This window comes from Geminocystis sp. NIES-3708, from assembly GCF_001548095.1.
In the GTDB taxonomy this organism is placed as follows: domain Bacteria; phylum Cyanobacteriota; class Cyanobacteriia; order Cyanobacteriales; family Cyanobacteriaceae; genus Geminocystis.
On record NZ_AP014815.1, the window covers coordinates 3,134,540 to 3,155,253 of the forward strand.

The following is a 20,714-nucleotide window of genomic DNA, read 5'->3' on the forward strand; positions in this document are numbered from 1 at the left end:
ACTAATAAGATATTATCTGTAAACAATAAAATTACTCAGAAAAAATTATGTCTTCCCTAAACTCAACTATTTATGATTGCATTATTGTTGGTTCTGGATTGTCGGGGTTAGTTACTGCTCGTAATCTATCTAGGTTAGGTCATAGTGTTTTAGTCATTGAAGCTCAAAATCGTATTGGTGGTCGGATGTATGGTGAATATTTGCCTTCTGGACAATGGATTGATCGAGGTGGACAATGGGTTGGCCCTACACAAGATCGTTTTCTTGCCCTCTTAGATGAGTACAAAATTCGTCGCTTTCCCACACCTTTAGAGGGGAAAAAAGTGCTTTTATTTGACGGAAAACGTTATGAATTTGACGGTTTTTTTCAAGGTGTACCCGAAGGAGAAGCTCCAAAAGTAAGTGAAAAAGAATGGAGCGATGCCATGAAAGCATGGGAATCTTTTGAAGCTCTATCTCAAACCTTACCCGCAAACCATCCCATTGGTAATGATGATCATTATAAGAAATTAGATAGTCAAACTTTTGCTCAGTGGATTGAAGAAAATACTCATACCGCTTTTGGAAAATGGTACTTTTCCTATATGTCCCGTGCGGTGGGTTTTTTAGGACCGGCTGAACCCAACCAAGTTTCTTTATTACACGTTCTTTGGGGGCATAAATCCGCTTCTCAGGGAGAGCATCCCGAAGCTGAACTTTTACACGGTGGAGCAGGGCAAATTCCTCAAAAAATTGCTGAGGAGTTAGTAAATAATATTCTTATTAATGAACCTGTAATACAGATTAATCAAAACTCTCAAGGGGTAGAAGTGCAAACCACTAAAGGTAAATATTCGGCTAAGTTTACTGTTGTAGCTATGCCTCCCCATTTGGCTGGTCGAATTACCTATGAGCCCCCTATACCGTCTTTACGTCAACAACTGACTCAACGAATGCCGATGGGTAGTTGTGCCAAACTTCTTATTTCTTATGATCGACCATTTTGGCGAGAAAAAGGTTTAGCAGGGATTGGATTCGGTAATTGTAAATGGATTGAATTATGTGCTGACAGTTCTGATCCTGAAAAGGGAGTAGGACTTATTGCTACTTTTGTGGTGGGAGACCGATATAAAGATTGGTGTTTGATGAGTGAAGTTGAGCGTCGTTCTTCTGTACTTTCTGATCTTGCTAATTATTTTGGTGAAGAAGCCCTTTCTCCTGTCACTTATAATGAAGTGGATTGGCCTAGAGAACAATGGGTTGGAGGAGGATATGCCGCTTTTATGCCCCCCGGAGTGTGGACAACCTTTGGAGAAGCTCTCATCGCTCCTGTCGGAAGAATTTACTGGGCAGGTACAGAAATGGCTAATCGTTGGGCAGGGTTTTTTGATGGTGCAGTGCGCACTGGTGAATCAGCCGCCAATTCCATCGCAACTTTATTGTAAAAAGATTTTAATCAGTGGTAAAAGTTAAAAATCCAATGCCAAAATAAATGTCTATTCCACCATTATTAATTTTTGATTCCTGTTAAAGTAGTGGTGGATTTAAACTCATTATTTAGCCAACAACCAACTTCTATTGTGACATAATTATCTTGTCCAATTCTCTCAACTTTATCAGCGATACGATACCAATAAGTTTCTTGTTTGAGAGTATTATTTTCATCACTAACTGAACCAAAACAACTATACTCAAAATCCATCATTCCGCCTAAATCCATATTGGATAATCCTACTTGAATGTCATCAAAAGGAAAATCCACCCAAGGTTGCCAAATACTCCAATCTTTTTCTTTAGTTATAGGAGGAGAAGTTTTATTGAGATTATTGGGCAGTGAAAAAACAGATAAATTCAGGCTATTTATTAACAATGTTAATACAAAAAATATACTGGTAAAATATGTAAATTTAAACATAATAAAATTGATTAATTGTAAACTAATAATTCATTTCTTACTTTTACTTATCTAATTTTTTCCATAAGGCTAAACCGCCTCCTCTTCCCCTAGCAGCGATCGCATTTTCGGATACATAAAAATAACTAAAAAAGGCTTGATGATTAGTATTTGTCTCATAAAATTTAGCTTCACTATTTTTACCATTTCTGATATTCATTTCATAGGTTTTCGTACCAAGAATAAACATCTTTAAATAGGTAAAATCAAAAGCCATAATATTTTTTTTCAGCACGAATTTAGAAGGACCATCGATAATAAATTTTACAAGACCAAATTTGAGAATATTAGCAATTCTTCCTCGGTTATTTTGCTCTAAATTTTCAGATGAAGAATAAGAAATAATCACTTGAAAAATAGAAGGAAGATAAAAACCACTACCGAGAAAATTACCCAACTTTTTTTGACTATTTTTAGTGCCAGTAATGAAATGCAATTGCCAATCTCCGATTAGTTGCTCAAATTGATATTGAGTTTTATGTTTATGACTATCTTTTTCTGCCGCTAATAAAGCCTCCACTAATACCTTACTTTTAGGGGATAAATTTTTACCACTAATAGCATTATTTAAAATTTCTATAAAATCTGTCATTATCTTTATTTTATTTGGTTAACTTTATGATTTATTGATATTTTATAAACAGGTAAAAAAATATAAAAAATTAATAAATTTGATGTTAAGGAAAATCTGTTACTTTTGAAACAACCTGATTTGCCCCAGCTTTAAATAATTGTTGACTATATGTACTGATATTAACATCACCTTGAATATGAGGAGGTAATACACCTACCGCAACCCATTCTCTTTCAGGTTGAATTTCTCTAGCTTTGATGATAGTTGTCATATCTGCTACGGTATCACCTAAATACACCACAGGTAATGATGATAGTAAAGATAATTTTTCTTCTATTAATTTTACTGCTAAAAATAGACCCGTCGGATCTGGTTTCCCCGGTGCATCTTCCATGGCTACTAACAGAGGATTTTCCAAGGCTAAACGATGTTTTAAAATGTATTCTGCCGAACCTCTGGTGGCACCACTAAAAAAACCCCAAGCTGAGTTTTTAGTAGTTAAAGTGGTAAAGTATTCTTGAGTTAATAATAATGGCTCAGTAGTAATATAACCTTCCCATGTTTCGGGTTTATCGGGTTGGCTACCTCGATAACGCCGTTGAAAAAAATTGACAATTTCCTCATAAGTATAAGTAACATCTCCACGAGATTTACCCATACTCTCAAAATAACGATAAATTAATTCTTGTGAGCCTTCCCAATCATTATTCCAAATTCCTTCACCTTTAAGATTATCAATGTCATCCATACTGGGGCGATAATTATTGTTGGTAAAATGTTCGACGGTATCTGCTAAAGCTCGACGATATGAGCCTGTTACATCTCGAATCACTCCATCAATATCAAAAATAATAATATTTTTCATTTTAAAAAGAACCTTATAGATAACAATTTTGACTATGATCAATCTTAGGTTATAATATAGTACTGTGCTAAATTATCTGTCTATAAAAATTGTTATTTGGAGGTTTACTTGGAAGCCGTAGAAACTAAAATTGATTCTCGATTTGTATTAAAAGTTGTGTGGTTAGATAAAGATGTAGCTCTTGCAGTTGATTATGTAATTAGTAAAGGTACTAGCCCCTTAACAGCTTATTATTTCTGGCCTCGTAGTGATGCTTGGCAGGAATTGAAAGACGAGTTAGATAAAAAAAATTGGATTACTGATAGTGAAAAAATCCAATTACTCAATCAAGCTACCGAAGTTATTAATTTCTGGCAAGAGAAAGGAAGAGTTACCAGTATGCTTCAAGCTCAACAGAAGTTTCCCGAAGTGGTATTCTCTGGCACTAACTAATAATTAACAATTAACAATTAACAATTAAACTTCTTTCAAAATAAAAAATAGTATTAAAACTTCGACAATATTAATCTTTATTAATGGTTAATTCTTTTTTTCTTTTCAAAACATAAGATTAACAATAGATTTTCATTTCATCATTACACTATGCAAGAATTTAGCGATTTTTTACGTCATAAATGTGCTTATGTTGCGATCGCAACTTTTAAACCGGGTAAATTTCCTGAAGCTCAAAAATTATTTGAAGAAGCTGTTGCTACCTATAATAAAGGTTTCAAAGGTGCATATTTATTTCAAAAACCCAATACTGATGAAGGAATAGCTTTCATTATTTGGGAAAAAATAGAAGATATGGAAGAAAACCAAGGAGAAACTTATCAGAAGATTATGGGAGAAATGAAACATTTATTTGCATCTCCTCCAGAAACCGATTTTTATGAATTATCGACAGAAATTAAACCTTAAAAGTCATGAGGATTTAGGAATTTGTAGGGGGGAATACCATTCGCTCAAATCATTAAAAAAGAAGAATATATAAAATAATAAATGGCTGAATAATTAATCAATTACCTAACAGAATGTGATATAGTCATAATTTCAGTATCGGTTCTCACGAATAACAGCCGTGGGAAAAAACAGGGAAAGAGTAGTGAAAATCTGCCACTGTCCCGCAACTGTAATTGAGAAGGCTATTCTCATAAGTCAGAACACCTGCCGAAATTAATCTAAAAATTGATCAGTGTTAATCTGCGAGGTACAGAATGAATACACGCCTAAAAAATCGAATCTGCTTAGGTTTAATGTCAGGTTTGACTTGTTTTATAATTATTTCTTCTCCAAATCCAGCCTATGCCATGCACATCGCCGAGGGTTTTTTACCCGTGACATGGGCGATTTTTTGGTGGATTGTCACCATACCCTTTTTGATATTTGGGTTTAAATCTCTTTCTCATATTACACAAAAAAATCCCGAGTTAAAACTGCTTTTAGCTTTATCAGGGGCGTTTGGCTTTGTCTTATCAGCCTTGAAAATCCCTTCAGTGACTGGTAGTTGTTCTCATCCTACAGGTACGGGATTAGGGGCTATTTTATTTGGTCCTTCTGTAATGTCAGTTTTAGGTAGTTTAGTGTTACTATTTCAAGCAGTATTATTAGCCCATGGTGGTTTAACGACTTTAGGGGCAAATGCTTTTTCTATGGCTATTGTCGGTCCTTGGGTTGCTTTTGTTGTTTATAGTCTTATAATACGTAGCGGTAAACAAAAATTAGCGATTTTTTTGGGTGCAACTTCCGGAAATTTAGCGACTTATATGGTTACTTCTATTCAATTGGCGATAGTTTTTCCAGCTGTTGAAGGTGGTGTGATGGCTTCATTTATTAAATTTAGTGGTATTTTTGCCATTACTCAAATTCCCCTTGCTATCAGTGAAGGTTTCTTAACGGTGTTGGTATGGAATTGGCTACAATCTTACGCTATTAATGAGCTACAAACATTGAAATTATTAAAAATTCAAGAAGGATAATAAAAATCATGGACAATAAAGAAGTAACTACATCTCAATCTAAAAATAAACAAAGCAACTGGTGGTTAATTTTTGCCGTCATTAGTTTAACCGTGTTACCCTTAGTCTTTGTTGAAGGAGAATTTTCTGGTGCTGATGGAGAAGCAGAAGAATTAATTAACGAGATACAACCTAATTATAAACCTTGGTTTAAACCTTTATTTGAACCTGCTAGTGGCGAAATTGAAAGTCTTTTATTTGCTTCTCAGGCAGCACTGGGTGCAGGAGTTATCGGTTATATTATTGGACTTTATAAAGGGCGAAATAAATAGACTTCTGCTACAAGTCGTGGCAAATAGGCAATGGGCAATAGGCAATAGGCAATAGCTAAATTTTAAATTCTAAATTCCCATAAATGCACCATCAAATTGACTCTTTAGCTTATGGTAATAAATTACGATCACTTCCACCAGAACATAAATTAGGATTTGCGATATTATTATTTATTTTAGGTTATATATCTTCTTGGTATATTCAGATTTTAATTAGTATTTGGTTAATAATTTGGGTAGTTATTTATGGGGGTATTCCCTTGGCTTTTTATTGTCAATTATTAGCAATTCCTTTTGGTTTTTGGTTGATGAGTTTGCCACCTTTACTTATGGGTATTGGTGCTTTTTCTTCCTTGAATAACTTTCAACAAGATATTATTTTTGGTTTCCCATTAGGTGATTTTTTCCTTTATCTGAGTAAGCAAGGAATTTCACAAAGTGGCATGATTTTTACTCGCTCATGGTGTTTAACTTCTTGTATGTATTTTATTCTTTTAACCATCCCCTTTGGAGAAATAATTACTGTTTTGCAAAAATATAAATGCCCTACTTTATTGACAGATTTATTATTATTAATGTATCGCTTTATTTTTATTTTAACTACCACTGCATCGGAATTAATTACGGCTCAAAAATCTCGCTTCGGTTATATTAATTGGCGTAGAGGAATGTATAGTTTAAGTTTGGCGATCGCACAACTATTAACAAAATCATTAGAAAATTATCGACAAATATCATTAGGATTAACATCCAGAGGATTTAATGGAGAATTACGAACATGGCATTCCCGTCGTTATCGAACCAATTGGCGTTATCTCACTGAAGCTATAGCAGGTTATAGTTTTTTATTGGTAGTAGTTGTGAGACAAAATTATTAAGATATTTAAGTGCTTATAATGATAGAATTTGAAGACTTATTTTACACTTATCCCTGTAGTCAAAAACCTACTATTAACAACCTTTCATTACAACTTAATGAGGGGAAACGTTACGGTCTAATCGGTAATAATGGATCAGGTAAAACTACTTTTTTACGGTTAGCAAATGGCTTGTATCGCCCGAATCATGGACTTATTCGCATTTCAGGGAAGCCTTTAAATTACGATCGCCAATCCCTAAAAAAGTGGTATCAACAAGTAGGTCTTGTCTTTCAAGATCCTGAGCAACAATTAGTGGCTACTACAGTGGAAGAAGATTTATCCTATGGATTGTGTAATTTGGGGATACCAAATATAGAAATTGAGCAAAGAGTAGCTATTACTTTAAAAGATTTTAATTTAGAGGAATTAGCTCATTTTCCCGTTAATTATCTTAGTTTAGGGCAAAAAAAACGCTTGGCGATCGCCGATGTAATGATACTTAAACCAAAAATATTATTATTAGACGAACCAACAGCATACCTTGATCCGAAACAAAGAAAAGAATTAATTAAACAATTAGACCAAATTTTCAAGGAAGGCACAACCATCTTATTAGCCACCCATGATCTTGATTTTATTTATCGTTGGGCGGATTGGATTTTCGTCATGGATAGGGGAAAAATCGCTCTACAAGGTACACCTGAGGAAGTTTTTAACCAAAAAGATCTATTGGAACAATTAGACTTAGATATTCCTTTAGAATTAAAATTAAGTAAAGAAAACAAGTAGGGTGGAAAATGCCCAAATTCCCAGAAAAAAACAATTTTAAGACACTCATCGAGAGCAAAATCAAAACACGAAGCATTACATATAGTAACAAACTGTTACAGTTCATAACAAAGATGTACAAATTTGCTAATGTCAGTGGTAGCATTGCCTAGATAGTAAATATAATTACCATAAAAGCAATATCTGTATGAGCGAAACAATTCAACTCACTGGACAATTACCTAAATTTGGTGGTAGCACTGGCGGTTTACTTTCTGCTGCTGACAGAGAGGAAAAATATGCTATTACTTGGACAAGTAAAAAAGAGCAAGTTTTTGAATTACCTACTGGTGGCGCAGCCATTATGAATGAAGGTGAAAATTTATTCTATTTTGCCCGTAAAGAGCAATGTTTGGCTTTAGGCACTCAACTGCGCACCAAATTTAAGCCCAAAATTGAAGATTATAAAATTTACCGTATTTATCCTACTGGTGAAACTCAATATCTTCATCCTGCTGATGGTGTATTTCCTGAGAAAGTTAATGAAGGTCGTGAATTTCATGGGAAAAAAGACAGAAGCATTGGTAAAAATCCTGAGCCTGTCACTCTCAAATTTTCTGGCAAAGCACCTTACGACGTATAGGCAAACAATTTATAATTGACAGTTAATAATTTAGGGGTGAATGGTATTCACCCTATTAAAATGTTATTCGCTCTGCTTAATCAATCAGGTTTATTGTTAATTATTCATGGTGAATCATTAATGGTTGATATTTGCCATGATTTATTATCAGATATTTGTAATAATAATTGATGATAAGTCCTTAAACTTTCACGATGCCCAACGCTAATAAAAGTCGTGTTTGTCTCTAAAAGATGTTTGTATAAATTCTCTTCATTTTTAGCATCTAAGGCACTTGTTGCTTCATCAAGAATAGCGTACCGTGGTTGATTAATCAAAATACGAGCAAAAGCAACTCTTTGTTGTTCACCTAAAGATAACACCTCACCCCAGTCTTTTTCTACCTTAAAACCACCAAATTTATCAGCTAAATTCGGTAAATTGACTAAATTTAAGATATTTTCTAACTCTGTTTCTGTAATCTCTTTTTCGAGACTAGGATAAATTAATTGTTCTCTTAATGTGCCTATAATCATGTAAGGGCGTTGAGGTAAAAAGAGCATTTGGTTTAATTCTGGGCGAAAAATTGCTCCTGTGCCTGAATTCCACAATCCTGCGATCGCACGCAATAATGAACTCTTACCGCAACCACTTGTACCCATAATTAATAAACCTTTTCCTTGAGGTAAATTTAAACTCACATTTTCTATTAATGTGTTTTGATAATTAGGAGTTTGTAGAGTTAAATGTTCGATAGCTAATTGTCCATTTTCAATAGTATCAATAGTTCTATTTTCAGGATTGACTTTTGTTAATAAATCACCTTTTTCTTCAGGAGATAAAAATTGATGAAAAGTAGATAAACGATTAATTCCTGCCGCAAAAGTTGTTAGGGATTGAAAACGACTAACGATAATATTTAATGAGAAAAATACCCTCGCAAAAGCACCCGTTGCTTCACTAACTTTTCCTACTTCTAATTCTCCTGATAAAACACTAGGAGCAACCACAATGGCGGGAATAACGTAAGGTAAAAATTCAAAAGTATTAATGAATAATCCTAAATATAATTCTTGCCAAATAATTAATGAATTAAAGTTATTAAATAAATCAGTAAATAGGTTATTTAAGTTGTTCTTTTCTTGAATTTCTCCTTGATAAAAAGCGATAGATTCAGAATTTTCTCTTACCCTTACTAAACCGAAACGAAAGTTAGCTTCTTTTTGCAATTGCCCAAAGTTTAATGTAACTAATTTTTTGCCAAAAACTCCTGTTGTTATTAACGTTCCGACGATGGCATAAACTAATAAAAAGATAACTAATTTTTGCGAAATTGACCATAAAACAGCACTAAAAGCAACTACTTGTAAAACTGATTGCACAACTACTAATAAAAATAGTAAAGAATCTTGAGTAAAACTTCTAATGTCTTCTGAAATTCGTTGATCTGGGTTATCAATTTCTATATTTTTTACCGCTAATTGATAGAAAGATCTATTAGTAAAATACTTATTTAAAAAGTTTTCTGTTAACCATCTTCGCCAATATAAACCTAACTTACTTTGAGTGTAAGAAAAACCAGCAAATAAAGGTACATAAACTACTAAAATCAACAAAAATCTTAATACGGTTTGCCAAAATTTAGTTTCATTTTTAGCTGATAAAGTAGAGATTAAATCTCCTTGGGCTGTATTTAATAAAACGCTTAATTGAGTATAACCAATCAATAATAATCCTAATATTCCTAAAAGAATAAATGCACCTTTTTTTTCACTTCCTAACCAATATAATTTGGCGATCGCCCAAAAGCGACTAAAAACACTAAAATTAAAACCACGCATATTTAATGAGTCTCAAAATCAAATTTAGTAGGGTAGGCAATGCCCACAATTATTTAAAGAAAAGTTGATGAATCTTATTATCTCAGAAAAAGCGTAGAAATATTTTATTGATTTAAAACTTGATTAACTGTGATATTTAATTCAGGAAATAAAGCAGATTTAATAATTTGTTCACCCTTAAACTCAGTAACATCATAAAAACCTGCTACTAATAATAAAATAGAAATTTTTTGCTCAAAACAATCAATAATCCAATATTCAGGGATTTCTATTGCTGCATATTCTGAGCGTTTATAACGGTAATCATCTTCACTATTTCCTTTACTAACAATCTCCATAACTAACAGAGGAGAAAATTCAATAATTGCTGAATTTAAACATTTTAATTCTTCGCATTGTTCTGTGATAAAATTATTAAATCAGGAATTCGAACTTTATGTTTAGAAGTTCTGATACCGACATTACTAGGCATAATTTTCCATGATTGTTGAAGTCTTTCAATTTCAGTTTTTAAAAATCATAAATAAAGATAGTAATTAAAGCATGAAAACCACTAGCAGGGGGCATAATAATTAATTCTCCATTGACAAATTCACATTTATAATCATCACTGATAGATAAAGCTAAATAGTCTTCAAAAGATACCGTTTTTTTAATGTTTGAACCATAAAAGCACATTTTTAAATTACTTTTGAATGTAATATAACAATCATAGTCGAAAATATTGTGTAAAATCGGAATGAATTAAATGTTATGCTAGATTTTTGACAATTTCATTAAATATAAAGGGATTGTGATTGTGACAGAACAAAATAAACGAGATAAAGAAAATTTTATTTTTCCTCATACTCCTTATCGTGGAGAATTTACTCCAGAAAACTTAGTCTTTAATGCTAATTTACAAGAGTTTGCTCAAAAAGTTAGTTATATTTGTAACTTAGAAACAAATGGTAAGATTTCCTCTCAAGATGCTTATGAACAAATTAAAAATCTTTGGGGAGAGTTAAAAGCAAGTATCAAAAATTTAGGTTTGAATGACAAAAAATAGGTTATAATTCAGCTTCTGTAACCTTGATTTGTGCTTATGTCTCGCTCTAAATCTTTACAATACTATATCTTCGCCCGTATTCTCTTAGCACCCTTAATGATATGGACAATTATCACTATCGTTTTTTTATTATTAAGGGCAACTCCGGGAGATCCGGCAGATGCTATACTTGGTACTAGGGCACCTCAATCTGCGAAAGATGCTTTGAGAGAGGAATTAGGTTTAAATGCACCTTTATGGTTACAATATTTTCGCTATTTAATACAAGTTCTTAATTTTAATCTTGGCACATCTTTAAGTAGCCGAGGACAAAATGTTTGGGACGTAATTCAAGAATATTTTCCCGCTACCGTCGAATTATCCTTATTTGCCATTATCGTGGCGATAACTATAGGTGTAAGTATTGGTATTATTTCAGCATCTCGTCCCAATACTCTGTTTGACATAGGAGGCAGACTATTTGGAATCATAACCTATTCTTTACCATTATTTTGGGTAGGAATGATTATGCAACTAATTTTTGCAGTACAATTACGTTGGTTTCCCCTTGGCACTAGGTTTCCCGTAGGAATGCCTACTCCCAAAACCATCACAGGATTATACACTTTAGATAGTTTATTCTCATTTAATTTTGCTCAATTTTTCACCTCTATTTATTATTTAGTATTGCCATGTATTACATTAGGGCTTTTGTTAAGTGGTATTTTTGAGCGTATTGTAAGAGTAAACTTAAAGCAAACATTAAAATCTGAGTATGTAGAAGCGGCTAGGGCTAGGGGAATTCAAGAAAATACGATTTTAATATCTCACGCCCTTAAGAATGCCTTAATTCCTGTTATAACCGTCATGGGATTAACTTTTGCGGCTCTATTAGGTGGAGCAGTGTTAACAGAAGTTACTTTTTCGTGGCCTGGTTTAGGTAATAGATTATATGAGGCTATTTCTTTAAGAGATTATCCTACCGTACAAGGAATTATGGTATTTTTCGGTATAATTGTCGTGTTTGCTAGTATTTTAATTGATATTATTAATGCTTTGATTGATCCCAGAATCAGATATTGATATAGCAATCTTATTTGAATCGACATCAAAGACTAAAAGATAGTCTTAAAAAGTGTTTTATAATTTCCTAAATTAGTGTATATTGAGGGATTGGCTATTAATTATTGATTAATTGTTCATTGTCTATTGCTACCGAATATTTAAGAATCGAATAAAATGTCCATTCGCCAACAACCAAGAAGAACAGCTAGAATATTGTCCTTACTTAGTTTAAGTCAAATTAGAGCAAAATCAGAACAGATTGATGATATAGAAATTAATGATCTAATTCTTAGTGCCATTCGTACATTATCTGTTGAGATTGAAAGCACTATTGAAACAGCATCCGATGAATTAAATCGCAGTAATGATCAATTATTTAAAAGTGAAACTCGTGCTACTAATTTAGGTAGTGCTAGAAGTATGCTCAAAGAGTCTATTGCTTTAACTCAAAAAGCCATTAATCGTCTTGGTAGTATTATTGAGATTCCTGAATTTGTACAATTATCTCGTCAACATGAAGTTAGGGAATATGCTTTAGAATTAATTGGTACGGTTGATCGTCGTCGTGTAGAAATAGAAGCTATTTTAAATGAAGTAATGGTAGATTGGACTCTGAATCGTTTAACCCAAATAGACGCTAATATTCTACGTTTAGCTGTGGCTGAAATGGCTTTTTTAAACGTTGATCATAAAGTAGCTATCAATGAAGCTATTGAAATTGCCAAAAGTTATTCTGACGATGACGGTTATCGTTTTATCAATGGCGTTTTAAGAAAAGTCAGTGATAAATTAACCAAAATGATCAAAAGTTAAAAATTGTCAATAACAATAATATTAGTTTGCTGATGAGATAAAGCAGTATTAAGAGCATTTTCGGCTACTTCAATTAAAACAGTGGGGGGTAAAGCCTGACTAGGGATACCCGTAGCGATGCCAAAGCTACAACTGATATACTCACTAAAATTAGAGTAATGATGAGGAATTTGTAAACTTTCTAATTTAGAATTAACCATTTGTGCAACTTTTTCAGCACCATCTTGATCAGTATTCGGTAATAAAATTACAAATAAACCTTGACTAAAAGTACCAACTACATCCCCCGGTCTTTTTACCACTGATTGTAAGGTTTTACCGAGAATATTGAGACAATTATCAATTAAATCTTTTTCATGATTATTTTGATAAACAGTAAAATCATTAATTTTAGCCATAATCAAAGAAATATTTGTTCCAGCTAAATCCCCGAAAGAAGATCTTTGACGTGCGCCCCTTAACCATTCTTGTTCTAAAATTTTTGCAAATTCTTCTTTTTGTGGTAAAAAACTAGACTGATCTTTTTGAGTAATATTTGCTAATTCTAATTTAGATTTTTCTAAGGCTAATTTTAATTTTTGGTAATGAGGAATTAATTTGTGTAATTGATTGGTTTTTTCTGTGAGTGCTTCTTGTAAACTTTTTAGTTTTATCTGAGTTGAAATTCGATGTAAAATTTCTCCAGAACTAAAAGGATAATTTATATAATCAGAACCACCTGAATTAAACATGGTTTCAGCATCAAAATAACGTTGATCTCTATTAATAAAAATAACTGGTATATTTTCGCTGATTTCTAACAACTTAATTTTTTTACAAATTAAATAACAATCTTTATCTTTTAAGGTGGCACTTAACAAAATAATATCAGGCTTTTGATTAGAAATTGAGTCTAAAAGTTCTGATTCTTCTTCTGTAATAAATACCTTATAATTAGCTTCATGAAGTAATCTTAAAAAAAACTGACTTTGTTCTACTAAATCGTCTAAAATAATAATTTTTTTATTCATGATAAATACTAGATACTAAATACTACTTTTATTTATAAATTTAGACTTGATTCTTCTCTATTTTACAAAGATTAATCATCTTTAACGATATAAACGACGATTGTTAAACCAAGATTGTAATAATTCTCGACTAGCTTTTTCTTGAATACCAGCAAATACTTGTAAATTATGATTAGAAACAAAACTATCGGGAAGATTCATTACAGTACGAATACAACCAGTTTTAAAGTCATCTACTGCATAAACTAAAGTTTTGAGACGAGAATGAATAATTGCTCCAGCACACATAAAACAAGGTTCAAGAGTTACATATAATGTACAATTATTTAAACGCCAACTATCCAATTTTTTACAAGCATGACGAATGGCGATAATTTCTGCATGGGCAGTACAATCTTGGAATTTTTCTTTCTGATTGTAAGCTGATGCAATTAATTTATAATTTTGATCTATAATAACTGCACCAACTGGAATTTCCCCTTCATTTCCAGCTTTTTCGGCTAATACTAACGCTTGATTCATCCAATATTGATGATGTTGTAATTCTATCATTCTAATTAATTACTAATGCGATTAATTAAAATCAAAGAAGTTACTATCCCAGCAAAATGAGCTCCGATGGTGTTCGTATTGGCTTGAATGATTAATAAATCCAGAGAATTAACAAATAATTGAGGATTAGAACCAATTAACTGAGGTGATAATGTTAATAATTTCGCCAAGGATAAACCAACTAAAGTTTCTGCACCGATAATCGCAAAAAGCATTCCAACCAAATTAAAAATCAATCCAAATTTAATTAATCCGATGGTTTCAGACTTTTTCGGGCGCATTGCTGGATCTTTATTTTCGATTTTTTTGCCAATTTTGTTGTAACGAAAAGATGTATAAATAGCTACAACTAAAAGAACAATACTAATAAAAGCCGAAAAAATCCCGAATTGAACATTTTGTACATCTTGTTCTGTTTTAAATAAAGCGGGAGTGGCAAACAAAAGAGTAACCGTAGAAATAATCCCTAAAATCAACTGTAGCCAAAAACTCCAAAATCCCCACCGTTGCAAATTTTTCGATACTTTTTGTACCGCAGGAGGTAAAGATTGAGCCAGTTCGGAATCTCTAGTCATAATAAAAATAATTAATAATTGATCAAAAAAATTTTTTATCGCTAATTGATATAATAACCGCAAATCTTTGGTTATACCGTGAGGAATTTTGATGACTAGAACTGTAAATTGCCAAATAGAGTGTGTTAATGGTTGTATTTTAGGTGAAGGATGTCCCCATCGAGAATTTGTTCAAGAAACATCCCAATTTATTGAAAATACTTCTTTAGATAAGATGATTGAAATGGCGGAAGCCTCTCGATTAAAGAAATTAACAGAACCTCCTAAATGGGTTATTCCTGATGATTTTTAAAATTTACTATACCGCCAAAGCTAACCACTGATAGCTAACCTGAGTTCGATATAAAATTATCCCAAAAATGTACAAATATGAGGAATTTTTCTGCCTGTCTCGTTTTCACAACTTTTCTTGTGTCGAACTGAGATATAGTTAATGTACTAATCAATTTGTCGTGTTTGCCATAAAAAAAGGGGCTTATTAACCCCAATTTTTCCGATTTATTTTCAAGAGATTGGGCAAACCCAACCTCCTGATTTAATTAGCGACAATATATTCTTTTACACTACTACGTTTTTTTCGTAGATGTGCCAATGCTTGTTGTTCTAATTGACGTACTCTTTCTCTACTAATACTCATTCTTTGACCGATTTTGGCTAAAGATAGTTCTTTACCGTCTTCTAAACCGAATCTTAGTTTTACTACTTGTTGCTGTTGAGGTGTTAATTCTCCTAACAATTTATGTAAATCTTGACGCATCAATTCTTGAGTGATATAAGCATCAGGAGAAATACCATCATCTTCTAACAATTCAGATAATTCGGTATCCTGATTATCCCCCACTTTAACATCTAAAGAAATCGGTTGACGGGCTATACTGAAATATTCCCTGATTTGAGCAGGTTCTAATTCTAAAGCTATGGCGATTTCATTGGGGGATGGGCTTCTACCTAATTTTTGAGATAATTCCCTCTGAGTTTTTTTGATTTTATTGAGTTTCTCTGTAATATGAATTGGTAAACGAATAGTTCTCGCTTGTTGAGCGATGGCACGGGTAATAGCTTGACGAATCCACCAGTAAGCATAAGTAGAAAACTTGAAGCCTTTAGTAGGATCAAATTTTTCCACACCTCTTTCTAAACCTAAACTCCCTTCTTGGATTAGGTCTAAAAATTCCATATTTCTTTTTTGATATTTTTTAGCGATCGCCACCACTAAACGTAAATTTGCCTCAATCATTTTTTGTTTGGCGCGTTTACCTTGATGAATAATTTTTTTGATTTCATTAGGGGTTTTATTGACAGCATTAGACCATTCTTCGATACTCGGTTGACGACCTAATTTTTCAGTTAAATTTTCCTGTACATTGTACAAAGCCATCATGTGCTGTACTTGCTTTCCAAAAATAATTTCCTGCTCATGACTTAACAGAGGGACTTTACCGATTTCTTGCAGATAGGTACGCACCATATCTACTGTATTGACTTTGCGTTTATCAATGTCGTTTATTTTAGCGGTAACTTTGGCAGTGGACATAGGGCTTATATTCTCCTAACTTCAAGCTCGATATTATTTTCAGAACAAGATTGTTTCTACAAGCAACCTTGATATTCATTTCATCGAAGTCGTAATAACTTTTACTTAGTGCTACTTGTATTTTACTTTTTCTTTAGACGTTAAATTGTTAATAAAAGTTCATTTTTGAGATTTTTTTATTTATGGTAATGTATTAACTTGAGTCAATAGTAAACCAAGATTTATGTAAATTTTCGTTACAACTTATTTATATAATGACGGATTTAAAATATAATTGATAGGTTGGTTAGTGAGTGATCACCGAACCTTGTACTAAATCTGAGAATAAAATTCTTTGATTATAGACAGATCCTTCTGATATTAGCATACCCAGAAATACGTTGATAAAGATAATTTCTTAAGAAAAATATCAGGATTATTTAAGAAATCTTTACATTAGAGCCTCATCAGTTTTTAATTGATCACCAATTTCGATAATTCCATCATTTATAGCAATAAGATTTTGTCCAAACATAATTCCTTCAGTTGTATTACGAAAATTACTTAATGTTAATAAAGGTTCTTTTTCAGGATTTGTTTTACCAGTTTTTTGATCGGTGGTAGTAATTATACAACGACTACAGGATTTAACCACTGAAAAATTAACTTCCCCAATCGCAATTTTTTGCCATGTATCTTCCATAAAAGAAAATTCACTTTCCACTACAATATTAGGACGAAAACGATCCATACTCACCTGAAATTGTTCTGAGGAATATTTATTTTTTAAACGTTGATTTAATGCTTCTAAAGAGGCGGTATTAGTTAATAAAAAAGGAAACCCATCAGCGAAACTCACAGGTTGATTTTCACGGGTGGAATACCGAGAATTAATGACTCGAATATACTCATCTGATTGTTGAACTAAACGACAAGATATGTCTATTTTTAAGGCATTTTTAAACCAGTTTGCCACTTCATCTCCCTGATCAATGGCCATAGTATGATCACTCCAAACCTTAACTTTAATATTTTTTTTAGTATTAGAAGGAATTAATTGAAACGGTGATATATTATCATATTCACTACTTAAATCAAGTGAATTATTGTTAATTTTCACTTTAATAGTTGCTAATTCTGGATATTGTCTTTGAGTCAAAAATTTACCTTGGTCATCGACTAACATAAATTGACGATCATAAATATTAGAATCAGAAAAATATCGTAAACCTTTAGGAGTAATTAATGCTTTTTTTAGACTAATGCCTTGACAAGATTTGATGGGATAAAGAAAAATACCGCTAACTTTCATCATAGTAGGATAAATAACTTCAATGTTTTTTCTAATTGATTATGTTATATCTGTAGTAGCTATGACCATAATCTGTTTGATAAAGTGATGTAAAATTTCTTCATCTGATGAACTTGATTGAGGAAAAGATATGGAGATGATTTTGAACCATATTAATGCTGCATTTTCAAATTCTTTGAATCCTAATTGTTCTAATTCATTGCGAAATTTATGACCAAAATCATTCAGTGTTTTAAGATCATTCCTATATTGGTATAATTCACGTAATTTTAGCATTGTTTCCCCTGAGTTATTAGAATTATCTGAGTTACTATAAAGAACACCAATTTTATTCGCTGAATATTCTAAAAGATTATAACAAGCCGCCACAAACCCACAGGCAATAACGACTTCTGCGGCAGTTGTTTTTTTGGAGTCTCCTGATTCAGTGGCAAAGGTGATAAATGATTCTGTTGTGCTATCTGTTTTCCAGATACAAGTTGATTCATCTTTTAAAATATCATCAATTAAAGATTTAGATGGACCACTTTTTTCTTTACTTTCTACATTGCAATGGGTGTACCATTTTAGCCAAAGAGTTGTCGGCAAAGCAGTTGCAAGTTTGGTAAGGCAGATGATACTTTTGAGGTTATTATCTTCATTCTTAAAGGTTTCTATCTGATAATCTGAAGCAGAATTCTGACTACTCATCAATGCCAAAACTAAAGTATTGATTTTACGCATTTCTCGTAAGATTGCTTCTGAATCTGATTCTGAATTATCCGCCAAACTTTCTTGAGAAAGTTCTGTTAATTTCGGGACAAGTTCGCTTAATGCCGTATCGGGATCATTTCTGTTATAAAGATCAAAGATCAAATTACGGAGGAGGTTTATTTTCTTATTTTCTTGGTCATAATTTTTGTTTTCTTGTTCATATTTATACTGTAAAAACTGATAAGTTAAGTTGCGATTTCTTTTTAAAAATGCTCCAAATGTAGGAGATAGTTCTTTTATTCGATTAGGAATTAACTTTGCTAATTTATTTTTATCAAGCGATCGCCAAGATTGAGATGTTGAAGCGTTAACTTCTTTTATGCCTACTTTAGATACCAACCAATTCACCAATTTAGAATAAAGATTGAACTTTTGAAAGATAGAATCAAGTAATGTGACAAGTAAATTTACAACATGAGGAAGTTGTTCAAACAAAGTATTAGGATCATTTTCTTTGTTTAGTTGATCGGGATCTAATAAAGCACTTGACGGTTCAAGATTATCTGCATCTGTAGCAATTACTAGTTTTATAGGATAACGAAGAGTTATTTTTTGTTCTTGATTAGGATTCTCAAAATTTGGTCTTAAAGATTCAATAGAAGTTAAGGCTAAGTTATCATAAAGACCTGCATCCATTAAAGCAACACTTTTCTGATTTTTGAGTACTTCTTTTAAGCAACCTTCACTATAAAAATTATCGGGAAAAATTATCGGTTCAAAACCAATAGGAAAGCAAGAAGAAGCCGCAATCATGTCTCCTAATTTCAAGTTTTGACAACATTCTATCATTTCTGAATTAGCGGAATTAGGATCAGATACATCAATAAATGTATTGCCAATAACCATTCCTTTTTTTGTTGTCTGCGTCCGCAACATTGCGAATCTGAATAAAGACGCATCTGTCATATTTGTGGCATTAATACTTAAGCAATCGGGAGATGTATCAGTTGTTGTTAGTAACTCCCAAATTTGCTCTGTCATCATTGTATTTTCTGAATTTTCAAGTATTTCTTGCAATTGCTCTTGATAACAATTCGCCGCTTTTTTGATCATTTTTTCCTCTTCACCCAAGTTAGATAAAATAGCATTTGCAACTATGTCGCTTTCTAAAAATTTTTTCAAGGGATGATAGAATTTATCCATAAAGTTTGACATCTCAAATGAATCATTTTTATGTTCAGAATAGAAATGGGCTTTAGCTACCAGAAAAAAAGCGGCTGTAATTGAACCACCAGAGGCAGATGAAATGGCTTGAACTTTTTCCATTAAACCAATCCGTTTCAATAAAACCATTGTTCCTAAAGAGAATCCTGCTGCTCGAAATCCGCCACCAGAAAATGTTAAGCCAATTGTGCGATGTTGAATATTCATAGTGTAAAAACTCCATTTTTAGAAAAATTACGGTAAGTATTTCGTGAAAATTGTTAATAAATTTGGCTATTTATCCTGTTAGCCCTTACGGTATTTTGTTGGCATCAATCCAAATTTCAAATTGTTTTTTAGGGAGATTAGGATAATTTTCTGATAGATCACGGATGACAAAACATCCTTCTGGTTTTTCAGGACAATATTTTTGGTTAAGAGTTGCTTGTAGCTGATTAGCTAACTCTTCTTCGTCCGTATGGAAAAACCGAACATCTCCATATTTGCCAGAAGGAGAATTATATTCTGCTATAAATTCTATCCCTGGAGCATTCCATTCCTGTGATAATGTTTCTCTGAACTTATCAATATCTTCTCTCTTACTTTGATTGTTATATTGAATAAAAACTAAACCTTTTTTTTCATCTTTAGCTTGTTCTGTTGTTTTTAACAAAGCACTCACAAAAGCATTGTTTTTTTCCATAGTAGATTTATCTATTGATTTTTCACTTGTATCTAGATTAGGATCAGTTTTACTTTCTGGTGTTTGTGCTATTTTTGATTTCATTTCTTCTAGTTTTTCGGGATCGAGTGCTTCAATAATTTTTAGAGCTTTTTTTGAAATTGGGATATTTTTTTCTTGAGAAACTTGAGAAATATTAGTTTCGAGAATTGTCTCCGATATATCTATTAACATATCTCGATGTTTAGGCGGTTTTTCCTCAAGAATATATAAAGAATACAGAATACTTAGGGCAATTTCTCGGTTTTCTGCATCGGCGGCTAAGTGATCGATAGTAGTTTCAAAAAATTTAGCATCCTCTAGTTTTTGATTAACCTTATTAAGATTAATATTGATTAAAACATTTAAAAGTGCAATAATAGAAAGTATTACTACCTCAGCAATACGAAACTCATTCAAAACAGTTTCTGATCGATTTTTGTTAATCTCAAAAATGTCTTTATCTCCAGAGGAAGGGTTTGTATTCATGGTTTTAAC

General features: G+C 32.4%; 23 protein-coding genes, 1 pseudogene and 1 riboswitch. Of the genes and pseudogenes, 12 read left to right on the forward strand and 12 right to left on the reverse strand.

The genetic code is table 11. From position 1 onward, the window contains the following. The first annotated feature begins 47 nt into the window (after positions 1-47). On the forward strand, positions 48-1,424 hold the full coding sequence (locus GM3708_RS13780; protein WP_066348123.1) for a flavin monoamine oxidase family protein: 1,377 nt from the start codon (positions 48-50) through the stop codon (positions 1,422-1,424). 65 nt (positions 1,425-1,489) lie between these two features. Here GM3708_RS13780 and GM3708_RS13785 read toward each other — a convergent pair whose 3' ends face one another. The 3 genes from GM3708_RS13785 to GM3708_RS13795 form a co-directional block, all read right to left on the reverse strand. Beyond that, entirely contained in the window at positions 1,490-1,894 is a 405-nt protein-coding gene (locus GM3708_RS13785) for a hypothetical protein (protein WP_066348125.1), read from the reverse strand. Between the two features lie 43 nt (positions 1,895-1,937). After that, entirely contained in the window at positions 1,938-2,525 is a 588-nt protein-coding gene (locus tag GM3708_RS13790; protein WP_066348127.1) for a hypothetical protein, read from the reverse strand. 85 nt (positions 2,526-2,610) lie between these two features. After that, positions 2,611-3,372, reverse strand: a complete 762-nt coding sequence (locus GM3708_RS13795; RefSeq protein ID WP_066348128.1) for a TIGR01548 family HAD-type hydrolase — start codon at positions 3,370-3,372, stop codon at positions 2,611-2,613. A gap of 129 nt (positions 3,373-3,501) precedes the next feature. Here GM3708_RS13795 and GM3708_RS13800 point away from each other — a divergent pair, with 129 nt between their 5' ends. The 7 genes from GM3708_RS13800 (at position 3,502) to GM3708_RS13830 (ending at position 7,912) form a co-directional block, all read left to right on the forward strand. After that, complete coding sequence (locus GM3708_RS13800; RefSeq protein ID WP_197671723.1) at positions 3,502-3,804, forward strand: 30S ribosomal protein PSRP-3; 303 nt, start codon at positions 3,502-3,504, stop codon at positions 3,802-3,804. Positions 3,805-3,954: 150 nt separating this feature from the next. Next, positions 3,955-4,272 carry an antibiotic biosynthesis monooxygenase gene (locus tag GM3708_RS13805; RefSeq protein ID WP_066348134.1) on the forward strand — a complete coding sequence of 106 codons (318 nt, stop codon included), beginning with the start codon at positions 3,955-3,957 and terminating at the stop codon, positions 4,270-4,272. A gap of 122 nt (positions 4,273-4,394) precedes the next feature. Then, a riboswitch (cobalamin riboswitch) is annotated at positions 4,395-4,541 on the forward strand. 27 nt (positions 4,542-4,568) lie between these two features. Then, positions 4,569-5,330 (forward strand): energy-coupling factor ABC transporter permease, encoded by a 762-nt coding sequence (locus GM3708_RS13810; RefSeq protein WP_066348137.1) that lies wholly within the window; start codon positions 4,569-4,571, stop codon positions 5,328-5,330. An 8-nt stretch (positions 5,331-5,338) separates the two neighbouring features. Then, positions 5,339-5,641 (forward strand): energy-coupling factor ABC transporter substrate-binding protein, encoded by a 303-nt coding sequence (locus GM3708_RS13815; RefSeq protein WP_066348140.1) that lies wholly within the window; start codon positions 5,339-5,341, stop codon positions 5,639-5,641. A gap of 83 nt (positions 5,642-5,724) precedes the next feature. Beyond that, positions 5,725-6,519, forward strand: coding sequence for a cobalt ECF transporter T component CbiQ (cbiQ, locus tag GM3708_RS13820; RefSeq protein WP_066348142.1), 795 nt, complete (start codon positions 5,725-5,727; stop codon positions 6,517-6,519). Between the two features lie 18 nt (positions 6,520-6,537). Then, positions 6,538-7,290 carry an energy-coupling factor ABC transporter ATP-binding protein gene (locus tag GM3708_RS13825; RefSeq protein WP_066348144.1) on the forward strand — a complete coding sequence of 251 codons (753 nt, stop codon included), beginning with the start codon at positions 6,538-6,540 and terminating at the stop codon, positions 7,288-7,290. A 187-nt stretch (positions 7,291-7,477) separates the two neighbouring features. Further along, on the forward strand, positions 7,478-7,912 hold the full coding sequence (locus GM3708_RS13830; RefSeq protein WP_066348146.1) for a photosystem I reaction center subunit II PsaD: 435 nt from the start codon (positions 7,478-7,480) through the stop codon (positions 7,910-7,912). 104 nt (positions 7,913-8,016) lie between these two features. Here GM3708_RS13830 and GM3708_RS13835 read toward each other — a convergent pair whose 3' ends face one another. Further along, positions 8,017-9,732, reverse strand: a complete 1,716-nt coding sequence (locus GM3708_RS13835) for an ABC transporter ATP-binding protein/permease (RefSeq protein WP_066348148.1) — start codon at positions 9,730-9,732, stop codon at positions 8,017-8,019. A 104-nt stretch (positions 9,733-9,836) separates the two neighbouring features. Continuing rightward, positions 9,837-10,410 (reverse strand): annotated as a pseudogene (locus GM3708_RS13840) (Uma2 family endonuclease). Positions 10,411-10,531: 121 nt separating this feature from the next. On the opposite strand from GM3708_RS13840, the gene GM3708_RS13845 reads away from it, so the two are divergent. From GM3708_RS13845 to nusB, 3 genes are all read left to right on the forward strand, one after another. Next, positions 10,532-10,780: a hypothetical protein gene (locus GM3708_RS13845; RefSeq protein WP_396229634.1), complete on the forward strand. Its 249-nt coding sequence runs from the start codon at positions 10,532-10,534 to the stop codon at positions 10,778-10,780. Positions 10,781-10,816: 36 nt separating this feature from the next. Next, complete coding sequence (locus tag GM3708_RS13850) at positions 10,817-11,842, forward strand: ABC transporter permease (protein ID WP_066348153.1); 1,026 nt, start codon at positions 10,817-10,819, stop codon at positions 11,840-11,842. Positions 11,843-11,998: 156 nt separating this feature from the next. Continuing rightward, positions 11,999-12,637 (forward strand): transcription antitermination factor NusB, encoded by a 639-nt coding sequence (nusB, locus tag GM3708_RS13855; protein ID WP_066348156.1) that lies wholly within the window; start codon positions 11,999-12,001, stop codon positions 12,635-12,637. Here nusB and GM3708_RS13860 read toward each other — a convergent pair. The 3 genes from GM3708_RS13860 to GM3708_RS13870 all read right to left on the reverse strand — a co-directional run bounded on the left by GM3708_RS13860 (position 12,634) and on the right by GM3708_RS13870 (position 14,774). Beyond that, entirely contained in the window at positions 12,634-13,647 is a 1,014-nt protein-coding gene (locus GM3708_RS13860) for a diguanylate cyclase domain-containing protein (protein WP_066348160.1), read from the reverse strand. The two genes, nusB and GM3708_RS13860, sit on opposite strands and share 4 nt — an antisense overlap. Positions 13,648-13,728: 81 nt before the next feature. Continuing rightward, the gene (gene tadA / locus GM3708_RS13865) at positions 13,729-14,199 is read right to left on the reverse strand and encodes a tRNA adenosine(34) deaminase TadA (RefSeq protein ID WP_173645020.1); all 471 of its coding nucleotides are present in this window, start codon (positions 14,197-14,199) and stop codon (positions 13,729-13,731) included. A 5-nt stretch (positions 14,200-14,204) separates the two neighbouring features. Next, positions 14,205-14,774 (reverse strand): DUF3611 family protein, encoded by a 570-nt coding sequence (locus GM3708_RS13870; RefSeq protein WP_066349485.1) that lies wholly within the window; start codon positions 14,772-14,774, stop codon positions 14,205-14,207. A gap of 91 nt (positions 14,775-14,865) precedes the next feature. Between GM3708_RS13870 and GM3708_RS13875 the strand changes: the two genes are divergently transcribed. Then, positions 14,866-15,066 carry a hypothetical protein gene (locus tag GM3708_RS13875; protein ID WP_066348163.1) on the forward strand — a complete coding sequence of 67 codons (201 nt, stop codon included), beginning with the start codon at positions 14,866-14,868 and terminating at the stop codon, positions 15,064-15,066. A gap of 243 nt (positions 15,067-15,309) precedes the next feature. On the opposite strand, the gene GM3708_RS13880 is transcribed toward GM3708_RS13875, so the two are convergent. From GM3708_RS13880 to GM3708_RS13895, 4 genes are all read right to left on the reverse strand, one after another. Then, positions 15,310-16,308 carry an RNA polymerase sigma factor, RpoD/SigA family gene (locus tag GM3708_RS13880; protein WP_066348166.1) on the reverse strand — a complete coding sequence of 333 codons (999 nt, stop codon included), beginning with the start codon at positions 16,306-16,308 and terminating at the stop codon, positions 15,310-15,312. A gap of 430 nt (positions 16,309-16,738) precedes the next feature. Next, positions 16,739-17,599, reverse strand: coding sequence for an MOSC domain-containing protein (locus tag GM3708_RS13885; RefSeq protein WP_066348169.1), 861 nt, complete (start codon positions 17,597-17,599; stop codon positions 16,739-16,741). A gap of 39 nt (positions 17,600-17,638) precedes the next feature. After that, the gene (locus tag GM3708_RS13890) at positions 17,639-19,723 is read right to left on the reverse strand and encodes a patatin-like phospholipase family protein (RefSeq protein WP_066348175.1); all 2,085 of its coding nucleotides are present in this window, start codon (positions 19,721-19,723) and stop codon (positions 17,639-17,641) included. Between the two features lie 85 nt (positions 19,724-19,808). Then, on the reverse strand, positions 19,809-20,705 hold the full coding sequence (locus tag GM3708_RS13895) for a hypothetical protein (protein ID WP_066348177.1): 897 nt from the start codon (positions 20,703-20,705) through the stop codon (positions 19,809-19,811). Between the last annotated feature and the right edge of the window lie 9 nt (positions 20,706-20,714).

What these genes read in the sequence shown, in the direction of transcription:
- GM3708_RS13780 (WP_066348123.1), top strand. Translation starts at nt 48, where the DNA reads ATGTCTTCCCTAAACTCAACTATTTATGATTGCATTATTGTTGGTTCT.
- GM3708_RS13785 (WP_066348125.1), bottom strand. Translation starts at nt 1,894, where the DNA reads ATGTTTAAATTTACATATTTTACCAGTATATTTTTTGTATTAACATTG.
- GM3708_RS13790 (WP_066348127.1), bottom strand. Translation starts at nt 2,525, where the DNA reads ATGACAGATTTTATAGAAATTTTAAATAATGCTATTAGTGGTAAAAAT.
- GM3708_RS13795 (WP_066348128.1), bottom strand. Translation starts at nt 3,372, where the DNA reads ATGAAAAATATTATTATTTTTGATATTGATGGAGTGATTCGAGATGTA.
- GM3708_RS13805 (WP_066348134.1), top strand. Translation starts at nt 3,955, where the DNA reads ATGCAAGAATTTAGCGATTTTTTACGTCATAAATGTGCTTATGTTGCG.
- GM3708_RS13810 (WP_066348137.1), top strand. Translation starts at nt 4,569, where the DNA reads ATGAATACACGCCTAAAAAATCGAATCTGCTTAGGTTTAATGTCAGGT.
- GM3708_RS13815 (WP_066348140.1), top strand. Translation starts at nt 5,339, where the DNA reads ATGGACAATAAAGAAGTAACTACATCTCAATCTAAAAATAAACAAAGC.
- cbiQ (WP_066348142.1), top strand. Translation starts at nt 5,725, where the DNA reads ATGCACCATCAAATTGACTCTTTAGCTTATGGTAATAAATTACGATCA.
- GM3708_RS13825 (WP_066348144.1), top strand. Translation starts at nt 6,538, where the DNA reads ATGATAGAATTTGAAGACTTATTTTACACTTATCCCTGTAGTCAAAAA.
- GM3708_RS13830 (WP_066348146.1), top strand. Translation starts at nt 7,478, where the DNA reads ATGAGCGAAACAATTCAACTCACTGGACAATTACCTAAATTTGGTGGT.
- GM3708_RS13835 (WP_066348148.1), bottom strand. Translation starts at nt 9,732, where the DNA reads ATGCGTGGTTTTAATTTTAGTGTTTTTAGTCGCTTTTGGGCGATCGCC.
- GM3708_RS13850 (WP_066348153.1), top strand. Translation starts at nt 10,817, where the DNA reads ATGTCTCGCTCTAAATCTTTACAATACTATATCTTCGCCCGTATTCTC.
- nusB (WP_066348156.1), top strand. Translation starts at nt 11,999, where the DNA reads ATGTCCATTCGCCAACAACCAAGAAGAACAGCTAGAATATTGTCCTTA.
- GM3708_RS13860 (WP_066348160.1), bottom strand. Translation starts at nt 13,647, where the DNA reads ATGAATAAAAAAATTATTATTTTAGACGATTTAGTAGAACAAAGTCAG.
- tadA (WP_173645020.1), bottom strand. Translation starts at nt 14,199, where the DNA reads ATGATAGAATTACAACATCATCAATATTGGATGAATCAAGCGTTAGTA.
- GM3708_RS13870 (WP_066349485.1), bottom strand. Translation starts at nt 14,774, where the DNA reads ATGACTAGAGATTCCGAACTGGCTCAATCTTTACCTCCTGCGGTACAA.
- GM3708_RS13875 (WP_066348163.1), top strand. Translation starts at nt 14,866, where the DNA reads ATGACTAGAACTGTAAATTGCCAAATAGAGTGTGTTAATGGTTGTATT.
- GM3708_RS13880 (WP_066348166.1), bottom strand. Translation starts at nt 16,308, where the DNA reads ATGTCCACTGCCAAAGTTACCGCTAAAATAAACGACATTGATAAACGC.
- GM3708_RS13885 (WP_066348169.1), bottom strand. Translation starts at nt 17,599, where the DNA reads ATGAAAGTTAGCGGTATTTTTCTTTATCCCATCAAATCTTGTCAAGGC.
- GM3708_RS13890 (WP_066348175.1), bottom strand. Translation starts at nt 19,723, where the DNA reads ATGAATATTCAACATCGCACAATTGGCTTAACATTTTCTGGTGGCGGA.
- GM3708_RS13895 (WP_066348177.1), bottom strand. Translation starts at nt 20,705, where the DNA reads ATGAATACAAACCCTTCCTCTGGAGATAAAGACATTTTTGAGATTAAC.